The following is a 22264-nucleotide window of genomic DNA, read 5'->3' on the forward strand; positions in this document are numbered from 1 at the left end:
GGGGAGCCACGTGTTCGTCGGGATCGATGTGGGCACGTCCATGGTGAAGGCCGCCGCCTTCGACGCCGGTGGCCGCGAACTGGCCGTCCAGGCAAGGCCGGTGGGCCTCGATCTGCGCGCCGGGGCCGTGGAGCAGGACATGGAGGAGGTGTACGCGGCCGTCGTCGGCGTCCTCGAGGCGGTGACCGCGCGCGTGCCGGAGCCGGTGGAGCTGGCCGGACTGACCGGGCAGGGCGACGGGGTGTGGCTGGTGGACGCGGCGGGCCGCCCGGTACGGCCCGCCCTGTCGTGGATGGACGGCCGGGCCCATGACCTGGTGGACCAGTGGCTGGCGGACGGCACCTTCGAGACCGTCTTCCGGCGCACCGGCAGCGCCATGTTCCCCGGCTGCCCGGGCCCGTTGCTGGCCTGGCTGGACCGGCACGAGCCGAAGGCGCTGGACGCGGCCGCGGCGGCCGTCTACTGCAAGGACATGGTCTTCCAGCGGCTGACCGGCGGGGCACGCGCGGTGACGGACGTGTCGGACGCGTCGATGCCGTTCCTGGATCCGCGTACCCGGCGTTACGACAACGGGGTGGTCGAGCTGCTGGGGCTGTCCCACCGCCGGGGGCTGCTGGCCCCGGTGGCCGACCCGGTGGCGACGGCCGAGGCGTGCGGTGCGGGCCTGCCGTCCGGCACCCGGCTGGCGAACGGCCCGTACGACCTGCCGGCCTGTGCGCTCGGCGCGGGCGTCACGGCCCCCGGGGACGGCCTCTTGATCGTCGGCACCTGTCTGGCCGCTCTGGTCGCCACCACCGAGCCGGACCTCGGCGGTGAACCGGCCGGTCTGTACATCTCCACCGACCGGCCCGGCCACTGGCTGCGCGCGATGCCCGCGATGGTCGGTACGGCGGCCCTGGACTGGGTGCTGAAGACCACGGGCGTGCGGCACCCGGAGGTCGACGCCCTGCTGGCCGCCACCCCGCCCGGCGCCCACGGGGTGCGCGTCCTGCCGTACTTCGCGCCCTCCGGCGAGCGGGCCCCGTTCGTGGAGCCCCGGCTGCGTGCCGAGCTCAGCGGTGTCTGTCTGGAGTCGACGCCGGCCGATCTGATCCGCGCGACCTGCGAGGGCATCGGGTACGCGGCCCGGCACTGCCTGGCCGCGGCGGGCCTGACGGGTTCGCTCGCGGTGTGCGGGGGCGGCACCCGCAGCCCCGCCTGGATGCGGCTGCTGGCCGACGTGCTGGGCCGCCCGCTCAGGGTGGTCGAGGGCGAGGTGGGTGCGCGGGGCGCGGTGCTGGCGGCGGCCGAGCGGTACGGCCTCGCCCTGGACGCGGCGGCCTGGACCGAGCCGACCCTCGTCGTCGAGCCGGACGCGGCACGGGCGGCGTACTACACGAAGGGGTACGAGGAGCACCTGGAGCGGCTGGCCGGGGCACGGCAGCGGGCCCGGCGCTGAACGGCACCGGGCCCGTTCACCAGGACCTACAGGTTGCTGAAGTCCGGGCCCTTGGTCCGGGTCCGCTTGATCTCGTAGAAGCCCGGGACGGAGGCGACCGCGAGGGTGCCGTCCCACAGGCGGGCGGCCTCCTCGCCCTTCGGGGCGGGGGTGACGACCGGGCCGAAGAAGGCGATCTGCTCGCCGTCGGCGCCCGGCACCGCGATGACCGGGGTGCCCACGTCCTGGCCGACCTTGTCGATGCCCTCCTTGTGGGAGGCGCGCAGCTCGGCGTCGTAGGTGTCCTTCTCGCCGTACTCGATCAGGTCGGCGGGCAGGTCCGCGTCGGCGAGGGCGGCGGCGATGCTGTCGCGGTTCACCCCGAGGCCCTCGTTGTGGAAGCGGGTGCCGAGCGCGGTGTAGAGCCTGCCGACCACGTCGTCGCCGTGCAGCTGCCGGGCCGCGATCACCACCCGGACCGGCCACCAGGTCCTGCCGCCGGGCCGCATGTTCTCGGCGTACTCCTCCGGCAGCTCGTCCAGCCGGTTCTCGTTGAGCACCGACAGGCTCATCACACGCCAGCGGACCTCGATGTCACGGACCTTCTCCACTTCCAGGACCCAGCGGGAGGTCATCCAGGCCCAGGGGCACACCGGGTCGAACCAGAAGTCCACGGGGGTCTTGCCGGACGGGGTGGTCGCGGTCTCGGACATGCTTCTCCTCAACATGACGTTCTTTTGAAGGCTGAACATCGCCTCTCGCATCCCCATTCCCGGCTGCCCCGTGTCAGGGGCGCGTGGCAGGATCGGTCCTGTTCGACCGCTTCCAAGCGACCACGAAGGAGTGCCGCCCGTGCCCGGTGAGAATCTGACCCGCGACGAGGCCCGGGAGCGGGCCGCCCTGTTGTCCGTGGACGGGTACGAGGTGGCGCTGGACCTGCGCTCCGCCGTCGGCGACGGGGACGGGGACGGGGAGCCACGCACGTTCCGCTCGGTGACCACGATCAGGTTCCGCTGCAACGAGCCGGGCGCCGCGAGCTTCGCCGATCTGATCGCGCCGAGCGTGACCTCCGTCTCGCTCAACGGGAAGGACCTGGACCCCGGCGAGGTCTTCGACGGCTCCCGGATCCTCCTGGAGGACCTGGCCGCGGAGAACGAGCTGACGGTCGACGCCCGGTGCGCCTACTCCCGCACCGGCGAGGGCATGCACCGCTTCGTGGACCCCGAGGACGGCGAGGTCTACCTCTACACGCAGTACGAGCCGGCCGACGCCCGCCGTGTCTTCGCCAACTTCGAACAGCCGGACCTCAAGGCTCCCTACCGCTTCGAGGTGCAGGCGCCCGAGGGCTGGACGGTGTGGGGCAACGGCGCGGGCGAGGCCGTCGACGGGGTGTGGCGGTTCGCGGAGACCAAGCCGATCTCGACGTACATCACGTGCGTGGTGGCGGGGCCGTACCACTACGTCACCGATTCCTACGAGCGGACGTTCGAGGACGGGACGAAGCTGGAGATCCCGCTCGGCGCCCTGTGCCGCAAGGGTCTCGCGCCCTACTTCGACGCCGACGACGTCTTCCTGGTCACCAAGCAGGGCCTGGACTTCTTCCACGACCACTTCGACTACCCGTACCCGTTCGGGAAGTACGACCAGGCGTTCGTGCCCGAGTACAACCTGGGCGCGATGGAGAACCCCGGTCTGGTGACCTTCCGCGAGGAGTACATCTTCCGCGGCAAGGTGACCCGGGCGTCCTACGAGGCGCGGGCCAACGTCGTCCTGCACGAGATGGCACACATGTGGTTCGGCGACCTGGTCACCATGGAGTGGTGGGACGACCTGTGGCTGAAGGAGTCCTTCGCGGACTTCATGGGCACGTTCGCGAACGTCGGCGCGACCCGCTTCACCGACGCCTGGATCACCTTCGCCAACCGCCGCAAGGCCTGGGCCTACCGCGCGGACCAGTTGCCCTCCACACACCCGATCACGGCGGACATCCGTGACCTTCAGGACGCGAAGCTGAACTTCGACGGCATCACCTACGCCAAGGGCGCCTCCGTGCTGAAGCAGTTGGTGGCGTACGCCGGCGAGGACGCGTTCCTGGAGGGTGCCCGCCGCTACTTCAAGCGGAACGCGTACGGCAACACGCGCCTGGGCGACCTGCTGTCGGTGCTGGCGGAGACCAGCGGCCGGGACATGACCGCGTGGTCGCGTTCCTGGCTGCAGACGGCCGGGGTGAACTCCCTGACCCCGCAGGTACTGCTGGACGCCGAGGGCCGGGTGGCCGAGCTGGCGGTGGTGCAGGAGGCGCCGGAGTCGCACCCGCAGGAGCGCCCGCACCGCATCGCGGTGGGCCTGTTCCGGCACACGCCCGAGGGCGCGCTGGAGCGGTACGCGCGCGTGGAGACCGACGTCGAGGGCCCGCGCACCGTCGTCGCGGACCTGGCCGGGGCCGAGGCCCCGGAGCTGGTGCTGGTCAACGACGACGACCTGACCTACTGCAAGATCCGCTTCGACGAGACCTCGCTGGCCACCCTGCGCGAGCACCTGGGCGCGCTGACCGACCCGCTGGCCCGCGCGCTGTGCTGGTCGGCGCTGTGGAACATGACCCGGGACGCGCTGCTGCCGGCCCGGGACTTCGTGGACCTGGTGCTGCGGTTCTCGGGCCGCGAGTCCGACATCGGGGTGCTGCAGATGCTGCACGCGTGGGCGCACTCGGCGCTGGTGCACTACGCGGCGCCCGAGTGGCGGGCGACGGGCGAGGAGCTGCTCGCCGAGGGCGCGCTGCGCGAGCTGCGGGCGGCGGAGCCGGGCAGCGAGCACCAGCTGGCCTGGGCGCGGTTCTTCGCGACGGTCGCCTCCGCCGAGGCGGATCTCGCACTGCTGAAGGACCTGCTGGACGACGCCCGGACGGTCGAGGGCCTGGAGGTGGACCAGGAGCTGCGCTGGGCGTTCCTGGAGCCGCTGGCGGCCCACGGGGTGGCCGACGAGTCCCTGCTCGCGGCCGAACTGGCCCGTGACGACACGGCGTCCGGCAAGCGGCACCAGGTCCGCTGTCTGGCCGCGCGCCCGTCCGCGGCGGTCAAGGCACAGGCCTGGGCGCAGGTCGTGGAGTCCGACGCCCTGTCGAACGCCCTCGTGGAGGCGACGATCGCGGGCTTCGACCAGTCCTCGCAGCGGGAGCTGACGGCGCCGTACGCCGAGAAGTACTTCGCGGCGATCGAGCGGGTGTGGCAGGAGCGGTCGATCCAGATCGGCATCGATGTGGTGCGGGGCCTGTTCCCCTCCTTCCAGCACCGGCGGGAGACGCTGGACGCGACGGACGCGTGGCTCGCCTCCCACGCGGACGCGGCTCCGGCGCTGCGCCGGCTCGTGCTGGAGGCGCGGGACGACCTGGCGCGGTCGCTGCGCGGACAGGCGTGCGACGCGGCGGCGTCCGGCACCTGAGCTTTGGCCTGAGATTGCCGCCCCGGTGACCGTTACGGAATTCGGGCAATAGGAACCGTAACCCCTGGTCCGCACCCGATCGGACCAGGGGTTTTCGCTGTCTACTCGACACCCGAACACCCGTCCTTTAGTACCACCTTGTCCGCATTTATCGACGGCCGTGTAACAGCGGTTAAAAGCGGGACGAGACGCGGGAACTTCGAGGCCATGACCCACAACACCCCGCTCTCCCCCCGCCCCCTGCGCCACCTCTCCGAGGTCCACCGCCGCGTCCTGACGGCGGCCCAGCTCCGCTCCCACGGCGTGACGTCGGCCGAACTGACCGAACAGTGCCGCCCCGGCGGCCCCTGGCAGTCGCTCCTGCCGAACGTGATCCTGCTCCACCCCGGCCCGCCCACCAGCGAGGAGTGGCTGCACGGTGCGCTGCTGTACGCGGCGCGCGAGTCGGCGCCGGGCGTCCCGTCCCAGCCCACCGCCGAGGACCCGCACCGCCCGGCGTACGCGGAGGCGGTGATCACGGGTCTGGCGGCCCTGACCCTGCACGGGTTCGCGTCCGCCCCGCCGCTGCTCTCCCTGGACCACGTCGACGTCCTGGTCCCGCGCATGCGCCGGCTGCGCTCGGCGGGCTATGTGCGGGTCCTGCGCACTCCCTCCCTGCCGACTCCCCGGACGGTGACGGGACTTCCGGTGGCGCCGGTGCCGCGCGCCCTGGCGGACGCGGTGGCGGAGCTGACGGACGCGGGCGCGGTACGGCGCCTGCTGACCGAGGCGGTACGCGCCGGGCACTGCGAACCCGCCTCGGTGGTACGCGAGTTGACGGTGGCGAAGCTGCTGAACCGGCCGCACGTGGTGGACGCGGTGGACTCGCTGCTGGCCGAGGGCCGGGCGATCGCGGAGGACCGGCTGTACCGGATGGTCCGCGAGTACGGCCTGCCCGACCCGGTCTGGAACGTGGACCTGCGCCTGCCCGGCGGCCCCCACCTGGGCGGTGTGGACGCCTACTGGCCGGAGCAGGCGGTGGCGGTGGAGCTGGACACCCGCGCACCCCGCCAGGACGAGGACGCGCTGTGGTCGGAATACGCGCGCAAGCGTGAGCACTTGGAACGCCTGGGGATCACCGTCGTGTACATCACCCCCAAGAAGCTCAGGGTGTCCCTGGAGCAGCAGGCGGCGGTGGTCCGTACGGCGTTGATGGCGTCCGGCGACCGGGATCCGGCCGCGTATGTCGTGGTGCTGCCCCGGTAGTGACGGACCGGGGGAGCATCAGGAGGGGAGAGGAGGGGCCACCGGGCCGGACGCCGGTGGCCCCTCCTCGTGCGTGCCGTGGTGCTCAGTCGCCGGTGGTTCCGTCCAGCAGTTCGCGGATGATGTCGAGGTGGCCGTTGTGCCGGGCCGTCTCCTCGATCAGATGGAGGACGATCCAGCGCAGGTCGGGGTGGCCCAGGTCGCCCCGCGCGCGCTCGGCCCGGGTGTCGAGGCCGGTCGAGGCGACCAGTTCGCGGTACCGGGCGCTCTGTGCCTCGTACGCGGCCAGCAGCTCGGGCAGGGGCACGTCGACCGCGATCCGCATCTCCCGGTCCGGGTCCTCGTCGGTCCACGGGCCCTCGTCCTCACGGCCCAGGAACACCACCTCGAACCAGTAGTACTCCACCCAGCGAAGGTGGTTGATCAGCCCGCACATCGTCATCAGCGGGGAGCCGGGCAGCAGCGACCTGCGCGCGTCCTCGGGCGAGACGCCCTCGCACTTCGCGCGGGCGGTGGACCGGACGTAGTCGAGGAAGGTGGCCAGCTGGGTGCGCTCGTCCCAGGCGAGAGGCGTGTCTGTTCGTGTCATCGGGGTGGACCATCCCGGACGGCACGTTCCCCCGTCAATCAAGTTTTCGTACGCCGCCCGGGTGAGGGCTCACCGGAACGGACGAGCAGGGCGGGCGGGGGCGAGCGGGCCGCGATAGAGGAGACTCATGAGACAGTCCCGAATAGCGGCAGGCGCGTGTTCCCTCCTCCTCGGGGCCGCCTGCGCCTTCGCCGACCCCGCGACGGCACAGCCGGTGCCCGAGGCCGTGGCCGCCGGCTATGTGGCCCTCGGCGACTCCTACTCCTCCGGTGCCGGAGCCGGCGACTATCTGCCCTCCGACACGCGCTGCAAACGCAGCGGCCGGTCCTTCCCCGTCCTGTGGGCCGAGGCCCACAAGCCGCCGTCCTTCGGCTTCACCGCGTGCAACGGCGCCGGCACGACCGACGTCCTGGAGGGCCAGCTCGGCCCGCTCGGCGCGGGCACCGGCCTGGTCACCGTCACCGCCGGCGGCAGCGACGTGGGCTTCTCCACCGCCATGACGACCTGTGCGCTGGGCGGCACCAGCCGGTGCCTGTCCGCCGTCTCCAGTGCGCGCTCCGCCATGGACCGGGCCCTGCCCGGCAACCTCGACCGGCTCTACTCGGCCATCCGGGACAGGGCTCCCGCCGCCCGTGTCGTGGTGCTCGGCTATCCGCATCTGTACCGGCTCAGCGGCTCCTGCGCGCTGGGCCTCACGGACTCGGACCGCGCCGCGGTCAACGACGCCGTGGACCATCTCGACGAGGTGATCGCCGAACGCGCCGCCGGCCACGGGTTCACCTACGCCGATGTCCGGGCCGCCTTCACCGGCCACGAGATCTGCTCCTCCAGCCCCTGGCTGCACAGTGTCGACCTGCTGGCGATCACCGAGTCGTACCACCCGACGGCTCCGGGCCAGTCCCTCGGCTACCTTCCGGTCCTCGACCGCGCGTCCTGAGCACCGCGATGCCCCGACGGCGAGGCGGACGGAGGGGGGTAGGCGGGATGCAGCCTGGCGGGCAGCGGAGCCAGCGACTCGCACAGCGCGGTCGGGAACCGGGGCTCCTTTCGCTGCACGTCCTTGCAGCCTCCCCGAACGCCCCCGAAGACCGGAACCCACCCGGACTTCCCGGCCCGGTAGAACCAGCGGTCGCCCAGCGCGGACGAGCAGGCGGGATTCGAGGTGTCGTCGCAGGCCGGTCCCGTGCGCCAGGAGAAGTCCAGCACCAGCCACCTCCCGTCGCACCGCTCGGAGTCCCGGTACGCGTGCTTGGGCGCGTCGACCGCCATCAGCGCCTGGTCGTAGGAGTCGGGGGTGCAGCCGGTGGGCGCCGGATCACAGCCGAGCTTCCCGCACAGCCGCAGCGCGGGCGGCTTGGCACGGTCGCGGGTGAAGTGCGTGTAGTGGTCGACGATCAGGTCCTCTTTGCCCAGCGGCTCGGGCAGCCGCACCCGCGCCGTGGCCGGCTTCTCCTTGCCACCGCACCCGGCGACCTTGATCCCGTAATGCGTGGCATAGGTGACCTGCACCCACACGGCGCCGTTCACCCGTTCCCTGTACTCGGCCCTGAGATCCTTCACGCAGGAGCGCCCGCCTTCGGGCACCAGCGTGTCGAGGCTCAGCGTGCGGCCGTCGGCACCGAGGCGGGCTCCGGTGACGTACGAAGGCTCCACCGTGGTCCAGGACGCCGGCGAGGCCCCGCCCGTCGCGCCGCCCACCTGTTTTCCGCACGCCCCGAGCAGCAGCACGGCTACGGCCCAGAGCGCGGCAGCGGCGCCCCGTCTTCTCCCTGGTCGCTGGAACAACTCGGTCTCCCCCGTGACATCGGCGTCGCCCCAAGACCGGTGCGGGGCGCGGGGTTCACCGTACCCAACCGCGCCGTCCGAGCCTCTCGCCCGTACCCGCTACAGCGGCTCGGACTGTGTCGGCAGGCGTGTGGCCTCCAGGTGGACGTCGTCGAGGAGAGCGGCGTACGCCGCGATCATGCGGGTGCGGCTGAAGCGCTCGCGGCTCGCCGCCAGAGCCGGGGCGAAGCCGGCCCGGCCGGCGACCGCCGCGGTCCAGGCGAGCGCGACGGCCTCCGGGTCCTGCGGGGTCACGAAGCCGTGGTCCCCTACGATCTGCGCGCTGTCGCCCACGTCCGTGGTCACGGGCACGGCGCCGCACATCATGCCCTCGATCAGGCACAGCGGCGCCGCCTCCCCGGAGGCGGAGGTCAGGGCGACGACGTCGGAGCCGGCGTAGACGGTCTCCATGTCACGGCGCACGCCGAGGAGGCGAATCCTTTCCGCGAGGTGCCGGTCCGCGCCGAACGCGACCTCGATGTCGGCCCACAGGGCCGGGTTCGTGTCGTTCATGCCCGCGCCGCACATCAGCACCTGGCCCTCGGGCTCGCGGGCGAGAAAGGCGCGGGCGGCGCGCAGGAAGAGCGGGACGTTCTTCATCGCGGCGTAGCGGGCCGCGAAGACGATCACCGGTGCCGAGGCCGGGATGCCCACGGACGCGCGGAACGCGAGGCGTGCCGCGGCGTCCGGGCGGAAGCGGATCAGGTCCACCCCGTTGGGGATCACGTGCAGCACCTCGCCGGGGATGCCCGCGGCCTCGTACGCCGCCCGGGTCGACTCGGCGCAGCACACACACGCCACCACCGTGCCGTCGGCGATCGCGGCCTTCAGCTCGTCCAGGGCGGGGCCCTGGTTCTCGGGGTCGGAGCGGTGCAGGCCGACCACGACCGGGCGGCGCGGCAGGCCGGCCTGGTTCAGCAGGGCGAGCGGCTGTTCCTTGAGGGAGAGGATCACGTCCGCGGCCGCCATGGACCGTGCGGTTTCAGCCAGCTCCGGTCCGCTGAAAACCGACGCCGCGACCGATCCGTCCACCAGGCCGGCGCTGCGGCCCAGCGAGGTGACCCCCACGCCGCCTGCCGTGAGCGACCGGTAGCAGGCGTCGTCCTCCATCCGCTGCCGGGTGGCCTCGCGACGGACCTCTCCATGGATGCTGAGCACCTGGTGGGACTGGCCACCCTCGGCCAGTCCCAGGACGACGTCACTGTGCACGATGCGGGCCCCTCCGGAGAAGAAACCCTCGTAGACCGACAGCACACGCAGTTCGTGCCTTGCGCGCACACGACCACCCGCCTTGCATAAATGATCGAGAAGATCGAGCCATCCCCGTCAACAGCGGGTTAGCCGATATGAGGCGGTACGGACATTGCGTACGCGTTAACACGAAACGACACGTATGAAACGTTGCCTAACAGAATTCTCCCTCGACCACCGCGGCCGCGTCCCCCGTCCAGTCGCCGTTGAAATTCATCGCCAGCGAATGGCGGCCGTCCGCCGTCGTCACCGCCACGGACGTGGAGCCGTGGATGCCGCCGTCGTGGCCCCAGACGTGGACTCCGCAGGTCAGCTTGGTCTCCAGGAGTCCGAGGCCGTAGCCGCCGTTGGGGACGCCGTCGATCTTCACCGCGGTCTTCATTTCCTTCAGCTGCCCGGGCGGAAGGAGTTTTCCGCGGAGGAGAGCACTGTAGAAACGGTCAAGATCCGCGGAATTCGAGATCATTTCGCCGGCCGAGGAGGCGAGGGAGGGGTTGAGGGTCGTGACGTCGTACGTCGGGCCCGTCGCCGTCTCCGCGAGTTTCGAGTAGGCGCGGCTGCTGGGACGCGGGACCGTGACCCGCGTGCCGGGGAGAGAGGTGGCCGTGAGGTGCAGGGGGGTGATGATGCGATGGGTGATTTCCGTGGCGTAGGAATGGCCCGTCACCTTCTCGATCACCATGCCCGCCAGCACGAAGTTCGTGTTCGAGTACTTCCAGGACGTGCCGGGCGCGAAGTCCGGCTTGTGCTTCATCGCGATCGCCACGAGGTCTTCCGGGGTGAGCGTGTCGTAGCGGTGCTCGAAGAAGCCGTCCTTGGTGAAGTACCTGCGACCGAAATCCTCGTCGGTCGTGTAGTCGTAGATGCCGCTGGTGTGGTTCAGGAGCCGGCGGACGGTGATGCGCCTCCCGTCGTGGCCGTGGCCCCGGACGACCCCGGGCAGCCACTTGTCCACCGTGTCGTCCAGGGACAGCCGGCCCTCCGCCTCCAGCTGGAGCAGGACGGTGGAGACGAAGGTCTTGGTGATGCTGCCGACCCGATAGCGGTCCGCCGTGGAGCGCCGCTCGCCCGTGCGGATGTCGCCCACGCCGGCGGTGGTGGACCAGGTGCCGTGGGTGTCCTTCACGGTGGCGGTCACCCCGGGTACGCCGGCCCGCACCACCGCCTCGATCGCCCGCCGGGTGGCCGCATGGCCGTCCTTGGCGGGGCCGGCCGCGACAGCCGGGCCCGCCAGGGCCGCGGAGAGGAGCAGGGCGGTGGCGCCCACCACAGTCGTACGTACACGCATGTCTTCCCCCAACTGTGCCGTTCGGTTCGGTCGGGGGGAGGGACCTGGTGGTGGTGTGCGAAGGTTGCCTAGGTGTAGGCCAGTTGGGTGACTTTCAGCCCTTCTTCAGCACCAGCTCCGTGTTCCGGTCGGCCGCGGTGCCCGCGAGGGTCTTGTTGGCGCCGGGGGCGTTGTAGGACAACTCCCGGTAGAGGGCGGCCAGGCCGGTCTGGGAGAGGTCGGCGTAGTCGGTGCGGTGCGGGGCCGCCGACTCGATCAGGGTGGTGAAGACGGAGAGCGTGCCGTCCTTGTTGTCCACCAGCTCGATGACGCGGGCGAGCTGGGGGTAGTCGACGTGCGAGGCGGTGGAGATCTCCCAGAAGGACCGGCCGCCGGAGGCCTTGTGCGGGGTGATGACGTTCTTGTGGATGTGCCCGTTCACCCAGGCCAGCACGTTGCTGTGGGAGGCGAGGACCGAGATCACCTCGGCGCCGTCGTGGCGGCGCTCCCCCGGGCGGGCCGGGTCGGGGCGGGTGTTGGTCATCGTCTTGCTGGTGTGGTGGCTGAAGACGACGGCGTAGGAGTCCTTGTTGTCCTTGAGCGTCTTCTCCAGCCACTTCAGCTGGGCGGTGCCGATGGAGCCCTCGTAGTGGCCGCCGGCGTCGGTGGTGTCGAGGCTGATGCCGATGACGTCGTCGGAGATGCGGAAGGCGTAGTACTGGGTGGCCGCGTCCAGGTTCGCCGAGGAGTAGCCGTGGCCGACCGGGCCGTGGCCCTGGTAGGCGGGGTCCAGGTGGGCCTTCAGATAGTCCGCGGAGGTGTACGGGGCCCGCTTCTCGTCCGGGGTGACCGAGTGCGTCGAGCGGGCGTGCGCCTTGAGGAAGTCGCGGTAGCCGGCGCCCTTGGGGTCGGTGGCGTTCTTGATGGCGTCCTGGAGCTTCTTGGCCTCGGCGGCGGAGACGTTCATCAGCTTCTTGCCGCCGATGGCCGCCTCGGCGAGGTAGGGGTCGGCGTGGGAGCCGTAACAGCCGAGCGGGAGGGCGTCGTGGTTGCCGACGGTGGAGTACCAGGGCAGGTTGAGGCCGGGGCTCTTCACCTCGCGGATCGCGGCGGCCAGGAAACCCTTCAGATGCGGGAAGCCGAGCGCCTTGTCGCCGTCGCGGACGGTGGAGTCGGGCTGCCAGTACAGCTTGAGGCCGCTGTTCTGCACGCCCTCGTAGTGCCGCGGGTCCCCGGTGTTGGGGCTGATGCGGCCGCCGCTCATCACCTTCATGAACCACTCCAGTTCGGAGTGGGCGTTGTTGTCGGTGTTGTCGCCGGTGGTCATGACGAAGTGCAGCGGGGCGCCGGTGACGGGGGCTCCGCGCAGCGCGTTGACCCGCTCGACGAGCGAGATGGCGCCCGGCACGGTCAGCGCCTCGTGCGGGCGCCAGGCGTGCGGGTCGGCGGAGCGCAGGAACTCGAGACGCAGCGGGTGCTGAACGTCCATCAGGTGCAGATCGGTGAACTGCACGAACGCGGCGAGAGCCGTGCGGCGGCCCGCGCGGCCGGACTTGGCGGCGGCCAGCTCGCTGCGCACGACCCGCTTCCAGCCGGGGCCGTCGCCCAGGCGCCGGTAGCCGGAGCTGTTCCGGGGAGCGGCGACGGAGGCGAGCGTGGTGCCCTTGGTGTAGGGGGCGGGCGAGGTCGCCGCCGGAGCCTGCCGGGAGTGGGAGACGGGTGCCTCGGCGGTGGTGGCGGCCTCGCTGTCGGTGGGGCGCAGGGCGTAGCCGACGCCGGCGGAGAGCGAGACCGCTCCGGCGGCGGCGAGGACGGTACGGCGGTGGACCCCCAGAGCGGAGGCGGCGACAGAGCGTATGCGCGACATGGCGCGATCTCCCCGAGTGCGAACGCGTCGGCAGTTGGTCGCGGGCCGTCGCAGGCGCGAACGCCCCGCTCACTCTGGATGGTTGGCACCGGGGGTGACCTGCACGTGAACACGGCGGCAACGCGCAGCGCCGATCACCGTACGTGGATCTCGGGGCAGGGGAGGCGGTCATGGAGTGGATCGCGGGTGGCCGAGGGCTGGTTACTCCTCGTTCATCTCCTGGGGTAGGGGACGGGTCCCCGGGGCCAGATGGCCGTCCGCCGGGCGCTCCCGCCACAGCCGCAACGCGACGTCGATCAGGCGCACCCGGTTGAGGCCGGGTACGACGTCCAGGTCCTGCCAGGCGGCGAAGTCGGTGGAGCCGCCGACCTCGTGGCGGAGTTCGCCTCCGGCGATCTCGCCCTCGTAGAGGATCCGCAGACCCTGGTGGTCGGCCTGGCGGCGCAGGCGTCCGCCGCGGAAGACATGGCTGGTGGAGTCCACCCCGAGCAGACCGGTCACCCGGATGCGGTAGCCGGTCTCCTCGGTCACCTCGCGGCGGACGGTGTCGTACGGATCCTCGCCGTGCTCCATGCCGCCGCCCGGCAGGACCCACTCAGGGGTGCCGTCGGGGCTCGGGGAGCGGGCGAGCAGGATCTGTCCGTCGCGGACGCACACGGCGTAGGCCGCCACCCTCAACTTCTGTCGCATGGACGGACGTTAGCGGGTGCCTTACGGGTTGGCGGGCGAATATCGCGGCGCCGACCAGCGCAGGGGCAAGGCCTCGGCCCTCTCCAGGACCTCGGTGACGGCGAAGCGGACCGTGCGCTCGCCACCGGGGCCGAACTCGGTGTACGCCTCGCCGGTGAGCTGGAGGGTGGTGCCGCTCTCCCAGTCCAGGAAGAGCACTCCGGCGCGCGGGTCGGTGCGCAGGTTGCCGAGGGTGAGGAACATGGCGTTGCCGGGATAGTCGGGCCAGGTCAGCTCGTGCGGTGAGGTGGCCCGGACGAAGCCGGGATTGCCGCCGCGGTGGCTGACGTCGGCTCCGCCGGAGTGCACGGTGGCCAGGAAGAAGGTGTCGGCGGCCTGGACGAGTTCCGCTGCCGTGGAGCTCAGCCGGTTCGTGCGCCGGGCCGTGCCCGGTGTCCGGCCTCCGACCGTCTCGTACGCCTCTCTGCGCTGGATGTACTTCGGGCAGTTGGAGAACACCTGGTCCGCCACGACGGCGAAGCCCCTTGCCGTGGGCCGCAGTCGGCCGTTGAGGCGCATGCGGCGGCGGGTGCGGGGGTCCAGGGCGATGGTGCCGAGATGAGTACCGGGGGTTTTCAGGGCCGCGGCGAGCGGGTCGGTCAGGAGAAGGCCGTCGTTCGGGTGCGGGTGGTCCGTGGTCGCTCGCGCCCACGCGGCGTCAGCCGCATGCCGAACACCGCCCCGCGCCCCTTCGGGCCGGCTGTCGTGACCGGTGTTCGTCATGACCGACATCTGCCGGGGGCCGGTGGCCCGGACAAAGCCGGGTGCGCCCGTGAGCGCCGAGGCCCACACCCTCCCCGACTCCGGATCCGCCGCGCCGACGACCAGCAGCGGCTGCATCTCCAGGAAGGCCGCCGCGACCGGCTTGATGTCCTGGCCGAGGGAGCGGCCGACATGGTCGGCGCGGTCGCGTACGCCCATCTCCTCCTGCACGGCGAGCGAGCCCGCGTGATAGATGCCCATGGTTAGAAGAAACCGCAGGTCGGAGCGGAGGTGTGCGGGGCGGGGGCCTGCTCGGCGCCCAGGGGCGCGGAGATCTCCAGGCGGGTGCCGTCCGGGTCGTGGAAGAAGATCCCGCCCGAGGCCGCACCCTCCCCGTGGGCCACCACGCCCTCGTGATGGAACTCCACCCCGGCGCCGCGCAGCGCCGTCTCGTACACCCGGACCCGGTCCATCGAGTCGGCCGTGAAGGCCAGGTGGTGCAGTCCGGCCCGGCCGTCGTCGTACGGCTCCCGCGCCTGCTGCCAGAGCGTGAGGACGGGCGCGTCGCCCCCGTCACCCAGGAACGCGTACCTGCGGTCGTCCTCCTTGCCCTCGGCGAGCAGCGCGAAGCCCAGGACGTCCCGGTAGAAGGCGAGCGAACGGTCGAGGTCGGTGACGTTCAGGCCGGTGTGGCCGGTGCGCAAGGTCATGGCTCTCCCCTTCGGACTATATAACCGTCGTCATCCACGTTAGAAGGTTAGGGGCGGGAACGTCAACCGGTCACGTACTCTTTAACGGTTAGCAGAGAAGGAGTGCCCGATGTCCGCCACCCGCGATCCCCGCCCGCTCACCGGTGAGCCCCTCGCGCTCGACCTGCTCAACACGCGCTGGAACCAGGAGGGCGTCACCCAGGACCTGCTCGCCGACCCCGACGGGCTGGCCGTGTGGCTCGCCTCCAACGGGCTCGACGGCGCCCACGCGGGCGACGAGGACGTACTGCGCCATCTGCGGCAGGCACGCGAGGCACTCCAGGCCGCGGTGGACGGGTCACCGGCCGAGGGGGCGCCGCTCGTCGACGCCGTTCTCGCGCACGGGCGCATCCGGGCCCGGCTGACCGCCGAGGGCGCGGCCGAGGAACCCGAGTTCGCCGACCCGTCCTGGGGGCCGGCCTGGCTGGCCGCCCGCAACTACCTGGAGCTGCTCGCCGAGGCCCCGGACCGGATCCGCGGCTGCGCCCACGAGACATGCGTCCTGCACTTCTTCGACACGTCGAGGAACGGCACCCGCCGCTGGTGTTCGATGGCCGCGTGCGGCAACCGCGCGAAGGCGTCCCGCCATTACGCCCGCTCCAAGGAGAACTGAGCGAATCCGCGCCCATTGCGGTGTTACCCGGTCAAAACACATCGCGGGTTTTCCCCATACATCAATATCGTTTTGGTCAACGGTCCCCAAAATCCCGTCCCTTGGGTGAAGCTGTGCCCTCGTCCGGCACTGGACTCTTCACCGACAAGGGATGCCGATGACCCTCACCCCTGAGCGTGATCCGATACCCGGCCCGAGACGCCTGGCCCGCATGGCCGTGGCCGTGGGCGTGGTGGCCGCTCTCTCCGCGGCCGGGCCGATACCCCTGGCCCTCGCAGCGGACACGCCACCCGCCGCGGCCGCCGACCCGGGCGTCAAGTCCGCCCGGTACAAGCTGGGCGCGGACGACGCCGATCTGCTCGCCGAGGCCAAGGCGGACGGCGACAAGAACGTCACGATGATGATCGCGACCGCGCCGGGCCGGACCGAGCAGGTCGCCGAGGAACTGGACGCGGTCAGGGGCGGCTCGGTGGGCCGGACCTACGACAGGCTCGGCTACGTCCGGGCCACCGTCCCCACCGGCAAGGCGGACTCGGCCATCGCCGCCGCCGCGAAGCTCTCCTCGGTGCACGCGATCGACCTGCGCCAGGAGATCCCGCTGGACGACCCGGCGCCGAACGGCGCCAAGTCCTCCTCGGGAACGGCCGCTCACAGCGGGCCGGACAAGAACACCCCCGCCGAGAACCCGTACAACCCGTCCTTCGAGACCGGCGCCGTCGACTTCGTCAAGGACCACCCGAAGGCGGACGGCCGGGGCATCACCATCGGCATCCTCGACTCCGGCGTCGACCTCGGCCACCCGGCGCTGCAGAAGACCACCACCGGCGAGCGCAAGATCGTCGACTGGGTGACGGCCACAGACCCGATCGTGGACAGCGACGCGACCTGGCGGCCCATGGTCACCGCGGTCTCCGGCCCGAGCTTCGGCTACGGCGGCCAGACCTGGACGGCGCCGGCGGGCTCGTACGAGATCAGCACCTTCAAGGAGTCCGCCACCACCGGCGGCGACGAGAAGGGCGACCTCAACCGGGACGGCGACACCACCGACAGCTGGGGCGTGCTCTACGACCCCGCGGCCGGCACGGTCACGCTGGACCTGGACAACGACCACGACTTCACCGACGACACCCCGATGAAGCCGTACAAGGACGGCTACCAGATCGGCTACTTCGGCACCGACGACCCGAAGACCGACGTGGCCGAGCGGGTGCCGTTCGTCGTGCAGATCCGCAAGGACGTGCCGATGGACCCGTACGGGGGTGACTGGGTCGGCAAGAAGGCCGACTTCGTCAACATCGGCGTCATCGAGTCCGAGCACGGCACGCACGTCGCCGGCATCACCTCCGCCAACGGCCTGTTCGGCGGGAAGATGAACGGCGCCGCCCCGGGCGCGAAGATCGTCTCCTCGCGTGCCTGCACCTGGACCGGCGGCTGCACCAATGTCGCCCTCACCGAGGGCATGATCGACTTGGTGGCCGACCGGGGCGTCGACATCGTCAACATGTCGATCGGCGGCCTGCCGGCGCTGAACGACGGCAACAACGCGCGCGCCGAGCTGTACACCCGGCTCATCGACACCTACGGCGTCCAGCTGGTCATCTCCGCGGGCAACTCCGGCCCCGGTGCCAACACCATCGGCGACCCGGGCCTCGCGGACAAGGTGATCTCGGTCGGCGCGGGCGTCTCCAAGGAGACCTGGGCCGCCAACTACGGCTCCCAGGTGGAGAAGAAGTACCAGATGATGCCCTTCTCCTCGCGCGGCCCGCGGGAGGACGGCGGCTTCACCCCGACCCTGGTCGCGCCCGGCGCCGCGATCAACACCACCCAGACCTGGCTGCCGGGCTCCCCGGTCGCCGAGGCGGGCTACTCGCTGCCGGCCGGCTACTCGATGCTCCAGGGCACCTCGATGGCCTCCCCGCAGGCCGCGGGCGCGAGCGCGCTGCTGCTGAGCGCCGCGAAGCAGAGGGGCATCGACCTGACGCCCGCGAAGCTGCGCACCGCGCTGACCTCGACGGCCGACCACATCAAGGGCGTGCAGGCCTATGAGGAGGGCGCGGGCCGCATCAACATCGTGGACGCGTGGGACGCGATCCGCGACGACGCCGACGCCCACGAGTACACCGTCGAGGCTCCCGTCGACACCGCGCTCGACCAGGCGCTGAAGACCCCGGGCCACGGCACCGGCCTGTACGACCGCGAGGGCGGCCTGAAGACCGGCCAGAAGAAATCGTACGACGTCACCATCACCCGTACCTCCGGCCCGGACAAGGCCGTACGGCACGAGCTGCACTTCGAGAACAACGCCGGTGGCACCTTCCGGATCCTCGGCGACGACGTCGTGAAGCTGCCGCTGAACCAGCCGGTGACCGTCAAGGTCCAGGCGGCCCCGCGGTCGGCCGGCATCAAGAGCGCGATCCTGGAGGTCGACGACCCGCGCACGGAGGGGATCGACAAGCAGATCCTCACCACGGTCGTGGTCTCCGCCCCCGTCGGCTACACCTACTCCGCGTCCGGTTCGGTGCAGCGCGACAGCACGCGGTCGTACTTCCTGAACGTGCCGGCGGGCGCCAAGTCGCTGGAGGTCGCGCTCGGCGGGCTGAAGGACACGAGCCAGACCCGCTTCATCGCCGTCCACCCGTACGGCACTCCGGTCGACAACACCGGCACCCCGTACTGCTACAACAACTACCTGGACGGCAACGGCTGCAAGCCCGGCGTGCGGTCCTACGCCGACCCGCAGCCCGGCGTCTGGGAGGTCGAGGTCGAGGCACGCCGTACCTCTCCGCTGCTGGACAACCCCTACACGCTGGACGTCTCCGTCCTGGGCGCGGCCTTCGCCCCGCAGACCGTGACCGTGCCCGAGGCCAAGGTCGGCACCCCGGCCACCGCCTCCTGGAAGGTGACCAATAAGTACGCGGCCCTCGACGGCAAGCTGACCGGCGGCCCGCTCGGCTCCTCCAGGACCTCCCGCCCGTCGATCAAGGAGGGCGAGACGCAGACCACCACGGTGGACGTCCCGGCGGGCGCCAAGTCCCTGGACGTCGCCATCGGCGCCGTCTCCGACGCGTCCGCCGATCTCGACCTGACCGTGTACGACGCGAGCGGCAAGCAGGTCGCACAGTCCGCGGACGGCGACTCGGAGGAGGCGGTCTCCCTCCCGTCGCCGGCCGCCGGTACGTACACCATCAAGGTGGTGGGCTACTCGGTGCCGTCCGGCTCGACCGCCTACGACTACCGGGACGTGTTCTTCTCCTCCGCCCTCGGCACCGTCACGGTCGACGACTCGACGCCGGTCGAGCTCGGCACGGGCGACTCGGCCACCGTGACCGGCCGGGTCACGGCCGCCGCCGAGGCCCCGGCCGGACGCGAGTTCTTCGGGCAGGTCCAGCTGGTGAACGCGCGCGGCACGGTCGCGGGCGTCGGCAGCGTGAAGATCGAGAAGGTCACGCCGTAGCGAGGCCGGCCTGAGGTGGGGGGCGGGTGTCCGGGGGGACACCCGCCCCTCATGGTGTGCCGGTCGGCTCCTCCTCGGACGGGCACGTGGCGCGCCGGGACTCGGGCAGCGCCTCGGTGATCCAGGCCCGGTCGGCGGCCACTCGGCTGTCCCCCACGGCCCACAGACCGGCGTTGTCCCGGCCCTGGCCGACCCCGACGAGCACGTGCTGTCCCTTGCGCGGGGCAGGCTGCGCGCCGCCGTCGAGGAGGAAGCTCACCTCGGCCGGTGTGTGCGCGGGCTTGTAGGAGCGGCTCACCCTCAGCACGATCCGGGTCCGGGGATGCGCGGGCTGCGGCTCGACCTCGGCCACGGTGCCCTCCACGACCAGCCGGTAGCAGGCCAGGACCCGCGCGGGGTCGGTGGGCCGGCCACCGTCGCCGTAGGCCTCGGCCGGGGCGTCGCGCGAGCCCTTGGCCGCGCTGTCCGCGCTGTCCGCGGAGCCCCCGCTCATCAATCCGCCCCCCGCGGAATGCGTGACGACCCAGCCGAACCCCGCGACCATCGCGAACGCGGCGCCGGCCGCGAGCGACCCGAGAGCGATCCGCAGGGCCCGGCGCGGGCCGGACGGACGGCCCGGACGCGGCGGACGGGCGGGGCGCGCGGGCCCCACGGGACGGGTCACACCGCGCGGCCGGGGCGCGCCTGCCCCGGCTCCCCCGGTGCCTCCCGTGCCTCTGGCTGCCCCTGCTCCCCCGGTTCCCCCCGTCTCCCTCGTCCCGCCGGAATTCCCGGTCGCCGGTTTCCCGGCGGCCGCCGACGCCTCACGAGCAGCCGAAGCCCCGTCCGCGTCCCGTCCCGCGGCCCGCTGCCCCGCTGCCTCCCGCTCTTCCGCCTCCGGTCCTCCTGCTTCGTTCTCAGGCAATACCTCCCCGGTCAGCGCCTCCGCGAGCCAGCTCAGCCGCTCCCGCAGCACCGCCACGTCGGCCTCGGCCGAGCGGTGTTCGGCCAGGAAGGCGGTGTCCTCGCCGGCCTCCTCCGGCAACGGTTCGCCCGTGATCGCGGCCATCAGCGCGTCCATGCCGCCGTACTCCGCGGCACCCTCGCCGCGCCCGGCGTCCGCCGCGCCCTCGTGTCCGGCGGTCATCTCACACCACCTCGTCCTCGTGCAGCCTCTCGCGCAGGGCGCGGACCGCCGTGTGCAGCCTGCTCTTGACCGTGCCCTCGGGAATGCCGAGCTCCTCGGCGATCGCGCGCACCGGCAGATCGCCGAAGAAGCGCAGGATCACCACCTGCCGCTGGGCGTCGGGCAGTTCGTCCAGGCCCCGGGCGACGGCGAGGGAGAGCAGGCTGGTCTCCTCGCCGGAGGGGTGCACCGGCTCGCGCAACGACGCCAGCCGCTCACCCAGCCGCTCCTGGCGCCGCTTGGCCCGGTGCCAGTCCATGGCCAGGTTGGAGGCGACCACCGCCACCCACGCCGAGACGTCCCGCGGCGCCTCGCGCCCGCTCGCGGCCCGTTCCAGCAGCCGCAGGCGGACCTGCTGCACCCCGTCCAGCAGGTCCGTCTGCGGCACCCCGCCGAGCGCGAGCACCGCCCGCACCCGGCGTTCCTGGGCCGCGTCCAGCGGATCCTCACCGGTGCGGTCGGCACCGGCGTACGCCCCCTGGTCGCGGCGCCCCCCTCCGCGCAGCACAAGCCACCCCCTCACGCGTCTGCCCCTACGACGGCCGAGGGGGCGGAAACGTTCGGGCGCGTTCAGAGGCGTACGTCACACCCGGTGTGCCCGGGGTCCGGGCGGGCAGGGGCCGGACAGCACAGCTTCCGGCGCGGGGCCCCGGGCAAGGGAATATCTCCAGCTCAGCCGGGTGACGGACGAAGGCGGGGAACCGTCGGCCGGGTGATCGTGTCCCACTCCTCGGGCACGCTTCGCAAAGAATTGGACAGGTGGACCGGGGTCGGCCGCATGATGGAAAAGCCCCGGTCGAGCAAGCAACACAGAGGGAGTCGTCGTGAGGGTCGGAATCGTCGGAGCCACCGGTCAGGTCGGCACGGTCATGCGCAGGATCCTCGTGGAGCGGAACTTCCCGGTCACCGAGCTGCGCCTGTTCGCCTCGGCCCGCTCCGCCGGGACGGTCCTTGACGGTGTGACGGTGGAGGACGCGACGTCCGCCGACTACACCGGTCTCGACATCGTGATCTTCTCCGCGGGCGGCGCGACCTCCCGGGCGCTGGCCGAGAAGGTCGCCTCGCAGGGTGCCGTAGTGATCGACAACTCCTCCGCCTGGCGCAAGGACCCCGAGGTCCCGCTGGTGGTCTCCGAGGTGAACCCGCACGCGATCGCCGACCGCCCCAAGGGCATCATCGCCAACCCGAACTGCACCACCATGGCCGCGATGCCGGTGCTGCGGCCGCTGCACGAGGAGGCCGGCCTCGAAGCGCTGGTCGTCGCCACCTACCAGGCGGTGTCCGGCTCCGGACTCGCGGGCGTGGCCGAGCTGCACGGCCAGGCCCAGAAGGTGGTCGCCGAGGCGGACCGGCTGACCCACGACGGCGGGGCGGTCGACTTCCCCGAGCCGCAGGTCTACAAGCGGCCGATCGCCTTCAACGTGCTGCCGCTCGCGGGCTCGATCGTCGACGACGGTCTCCACGAGACCGACGAGGAGCAGAAGCTGCGCAACGAGTCCCGCAAGATCCTGGAGATCCCGGACCTGAAGGTCTCCGGCACCTGTGTGCGCGTGCCCGTCTTCTCCGGTCACTCCCTCCAGATCAACGCCCGCTTCGCCCGCCCGGTCTCCCCGGAGCGCGCGACCGAGCTGCTCGCGAAGGCCCCGGGTGTGGTCCTCTCCGACATCCCCACGCCCCTCCAGGCGGCGGGCCAGGACCCCTCGTACGTCGGCCGCATCCGCCGCGACGAGACGGTGGACAACGGCCTGGCCCTGTTCGTCTCCAACGACAACCTCCGCAAGGGCGCCGCGCTGAACGCGGTCCAGATCGCGGAACTGGTGGCGGCCGAGCTGTCGGCGAAGTAGTACGAGTTCTCCGGAAAGGGGCGGTCACGCGCGCGTGGCCGCCCCTTCAGCCTGTCGCGGCCCGGCGCCCCCGCAGGCCCGGCGCCCCGGCGGAAGCATCGCCTTCCGTG

At 71.8% G+C, this 22264-nt stretch carries 18 protein-coding genes; 7 read left to right on the plus strand and 11 right to left on the minus strand.

Features of this window, described 5'->3' with window-relative positions:
* Positions 1 to 10 precede the first annotated feature (10 nt).
* Positions 11 to 1438 carry an FGGY-family carbohydrate kinase gene (locus tag AVL59_RS40705; protein ID WP_067314528.1) on the plus strand — a complete coding sequence of 476 codons (1428 nt, stop codon included), beginning with the start codon at positions 11 to 13 and terminating at the stop codon, positions 1436 to 1438.
* Positions 1439 to 1464: 26 nt separating this feature from the next.
* Here the strand turns inward: AVL59_RS40705 and AVL59_RS40710 are convergent, their stop codons facing one another.
* Entirely contained in the window at positions 1465 to 2130 is a 666-nt protein-coding gene (locus AVL59_RS40710) for a DsbA family protein (RefSeq protein WP_067314530.1), read from the minus strand.
* Positions 2131 to 2269: 139 nt separating this feature from the next.
* Here AVL59_RS40710 and pepN point away from each other — a divergent pair, with 139 nt between their 5' ends.
* Both pepN and AVL59_RS40720 read left to right on the plus strand, forming a co-directional pair.
* Positions 2270 to 4855, plus strand: coding sequence for an aminopeptidase N (pepN, locus tag AVL59_RS40715; RefSeq protein ID WP_067314532.1), 2586 nt, complete (start codon positions 2270 to 2272; stop codon positions 4853 to 4855).
* Positions 4856 to 5062: 207 nt separating this feature from the next.
* Positions 5063 to 6100, plus strand: coding sequence for a hypothetical protein (locus AVL59_RS40720; RefSeq protein ID WP_067314534.1), 1038 nt, complete (start codon positions 5063 to 5065; stop codon positions 6098 to 6100).
* A gap of 85 nt (positions 6101 to 6185) precedes the next feature.
* Here AVL59_RS40720 and AVL59_RS40725 read toward each other — a convergent pair whose 3' ends face one another.
* A complete protein-coding gene (locus AVL59_RS40725) occupies positions 6186 to 6689 on the minus strand; it encodes a DinB family protein (RefSeq protein WP_067314535.1) in 504 nt (167 codons plus the stop codon).
* 127 nt (positions 6690 to 6816) lie between these two features.
* On the opposite strand from AVL59_RS40725, the gene AVL59_RS40730 reads away from it, so the two are divergent.
* Positions 6817 to 7626: an SGNH/GDSL hydrolase family protein gene (locus AVL59_RS40730; protein WP_067314537.1), complete on the plus strand. Its 810-nt coding sequence runs from the start codon at positions 6817 to 6819 to the stop codon at positions 7624 to 7626.
* On the opposite strand, the gene AVL59_RS40735 is transcribed toward AVL59_RS40730, so the two are convergent.
* The 7 genes from AVL59_RS40735 to AVL59_RS40765 form a co-directional block, all read right to left on the minus strand.
* Entirely contained in the window at positions 7596 to 8474 is an 879-nt protein-coding gene (locus AVL59_RS40735; RefSeq protein ID WP_208870536.1) for a hypothetical protein, read from the minus strand. The genes AVL59_RS40730 and AVL59_RS40735 overlap by 31 nt on opposite strands.
* Positions 8475 to 8573: 99 nt before the next feature.
* The gene (locus tag AVL59_RS40740) at positions 8574 to 9767 is read right to left on the minus strand and encodes a glycosyltransferase (RefSeq protein WP_067314539.1); all 1194 of its coding nucleotides are present in this window, start codon (positions 9765 to 9767) and stop codon (positions 8574 to 8576) included.
* Positions 9768 to 9918: 151 nt separating this feature from the next.
* Complete coding sequence (locus AVL59_RS40745; protein ID WP_079147236.1) at positions 9919 to 11052, minus strand: serine hydrolase domain-containing protein; 1134 nt, start codon at positions 11050 to 11052, stop codon at positions 9919 to 9921.
* A gap of 94 nt (positions 11053 to 11146) precedes the next feature.
* Positions 11147 to 12898, minus strand: coding sequence for a TIGR03767 family metallophosphoesterase (locus tag AVL59_RS40750; RefSeq protein ID WP_067314541.1), 1752 nt, complete (start codon positions 12896 to 12898; stop codon positions 11147 to 11149).
* A gap of 201 nt (positions 12899 to 13099) precedes the next feature.
* On the minus strand, positions 13100 to 13588 hold the full coding sequence (locus AVL59_RS40755) for an NUDIX hydrolase (RefSeq protein ID WP_237281806.1): 489 nt from the start codon (positions 13586 to 13588) through the stop codon (positions 13100 to 13102).
* A gap of 21 nt (positions 13589 to 13609) precedes the next feature.
* Positions 13610 to 14590, minus strand: coding sequence for a pyridoxamine 5'-phosphate oxidase family protein (locus AVL59_RS40760; RefSeq protein WP_067314545.1), 981 nt, complete (start codon positions 14588 to 14590; stop codon positions 13610 to 13612).
* A 2-nt stretch (positions 14591 to 14592) separates the two neighbouring features.
* Positions 14593 to 15039, minus strand: a complete 447-nt coding sequence (locus tag AVL59_RS40765; protein WP_067314547.1) for a VOC family protein — start codon at positions 15037 to 15039, stop codon at positions 14593 to 14595.
* A 109-nt stretch (positions 15040 to 15148) separates the two neighbouring features.
* On the opposite strand from AVL59_RS40765, the gene AVL59_RS40770 reads away from it, so the two are divergent.
* Positions 15149 to 15691: a CGNR zinc finger domain-containing protein gene (locus tag AVL59_RS40770; RefSeq protein WP_067314549.1), complete on the plus strand. Its 543-nt coding sequence runs from the start codon at positions 15149 to 15151 to the stop codon at positions 15689 to 15691.
* A 157-nt stretch (positions 15692 to 15848) separates the two neighbouring features.
* Positions 15849 to 19145 carry a S8 family serine peptidase gene (locus tag AVL59_RS40775; protein ID WP_067314551.1) on the plus strand — a complete coding sequence of 1099 codons (3297 nt, stop codon included), beginning with the start codon at positions 15849 to 15851 and terminating at the stop codon, positions 19143 to 19145.
* A gap of 49 nt (positions 19146 to 19194) precedes the next feature.
* Here AVL59_RS40775 and AVL59_RS40780 read toward each other — a convergent pair whose 3' ends face one another.
* Positions 19195 to 20271, minus strand: a complete 1077-nt coding sequence (locus AVL59_RS40780; protein ID WP_067314553.1) for a hypothetical protein — start codon at positions 20269 to 20271, stop codon at positions 19195 to 19197.
* Between the two features lies 1 nt (position 20272).
* Positions 20273 to 20818, minus strand: coding sequence for an RNA polymerase sigma factor (locus tag AVL59_RS40785; protein WP_067314555.1), 546 nt, complete (start codon positions 20816 to 20818; stop codon positions 20273 to 20275).
* Positions 20819 to 21134: 316 nt separating this feature from the next.
* Here AVL59_RS40785 and AVL59_RS40790 point away from each other — a divergent pair, with 316 nt between their 5' ends.
* Positions 21135 to 22154 carry an aspartate-semialdehyde dehydrogenase gene (locus AVL59_RS40790; protein ID WP_067314557.1) on the plus strand — a complete coding sequence of 340 codons (1020 nt, stop codon included), beginning with the start codon at positions 21135 to 21137 and terminating at the stop codon, positions 22152 to 22154.
* The last annotated feature ends 110 nt before the right edge of the window (positions 22155 to 22264 follow it).

Source organism: Streptomyces griseochromogenes, from assembly GCF_001542625.1.
In the GTDB taxonomy this organism is placed as follows: Bacteria; Actinomycetota; Actinomycetes; order Streptomycetales; family Streptomycetaceae; genus Streptomyces; species Streptomyces griseochromogenes.

Bases quoted from the DNA above. Each gene is read 5' to 3' on its own strand.
- AVL59_RS40710 (WP_067314530.1), bottom strand. From the start codon at position 2,130: ATGTCCGAGACCGCGACCACCCCGTCCGGCAAGACCCCCGTGGACTTC.
- AVL59_RS40720 (WP_067314534.1), top strand. From the start codon at position 5,063: ATGACCCACAACACCCCGCTCTCCCCCCGCCCCCTGCGCCACCTCTCC.
- AVL59_RS40725 (WP_067314535.1), bottom strand. From the start codon at position 6,689: ATGACACGAACAGACACGCCTCTCGCCTGGGACGAGCGCACCCAGCTG.
- AVL59_RS40730 (WP_067314537.1), top strand. From the start codon at position 6,817: ATGAGACAGTCCCGAATAGCGGCAGGCGCGTGTTCCCTCCTCCTCGGG.
- AVL59_RS40745 (WP_079147236.1), bottom strand. From the start codon at position 11,052: ATGCGTGTACGTACGACTGTGGTGGGCGCCACCGCCCTGCTCCTCTCC.
- AVL59_RS40750 (WP_067314541.1), bottom strand. From the start codon at position 12,898: ATGTCGCGCATACGCTCTGTCGCCGCCTCCGCTCTGGGGGTCCACCGC.
- AVL59_RS40755 (WP_237281806.1), bottom strand. From the start codon at position 13,588: ATGCGACAGAAGTTGAGGGTGGCGGCCTACGCCGTGTGCGTCCGCGAC.
- AVL59_RS40760 (WP_067314545.1), bottom strand. From the start codon at position 14,590: ATGGGCATCTATCACGCGGGCTCGCTCGCCGTGCAGGAGGAGATGGGC.
- AVL59_RS40765 (WP_067314547.1), bottom strand. From the start codon at position 15,039: ATGACCTTGCGCACCGGCCACACCGGCCTGAACGTCACCGACCTCGAC.
- AVL59_RS40770 (WP_067314549.1), top strand. From the start codon at position 15,149: ATGTCCGCCACCCGCGATCCCCGCCCGCTCACCGGTGAGCCCCTCGCG.
- AVL59_RS40775 (WP_067314551.1), top strand. From the start codon at position 15,849: ATGACCCTCACCCCTGAGCGTGATCCGATACCCGGCCCGAGACGCCTG.
- AVL59_RS40780 (WP_067314553.1), bottom strand. From the start codon at position 20,271: ATGACCGCCGGACACGAGGGCGCGGCGGACGCCGGGCGCGGCGAGGGT.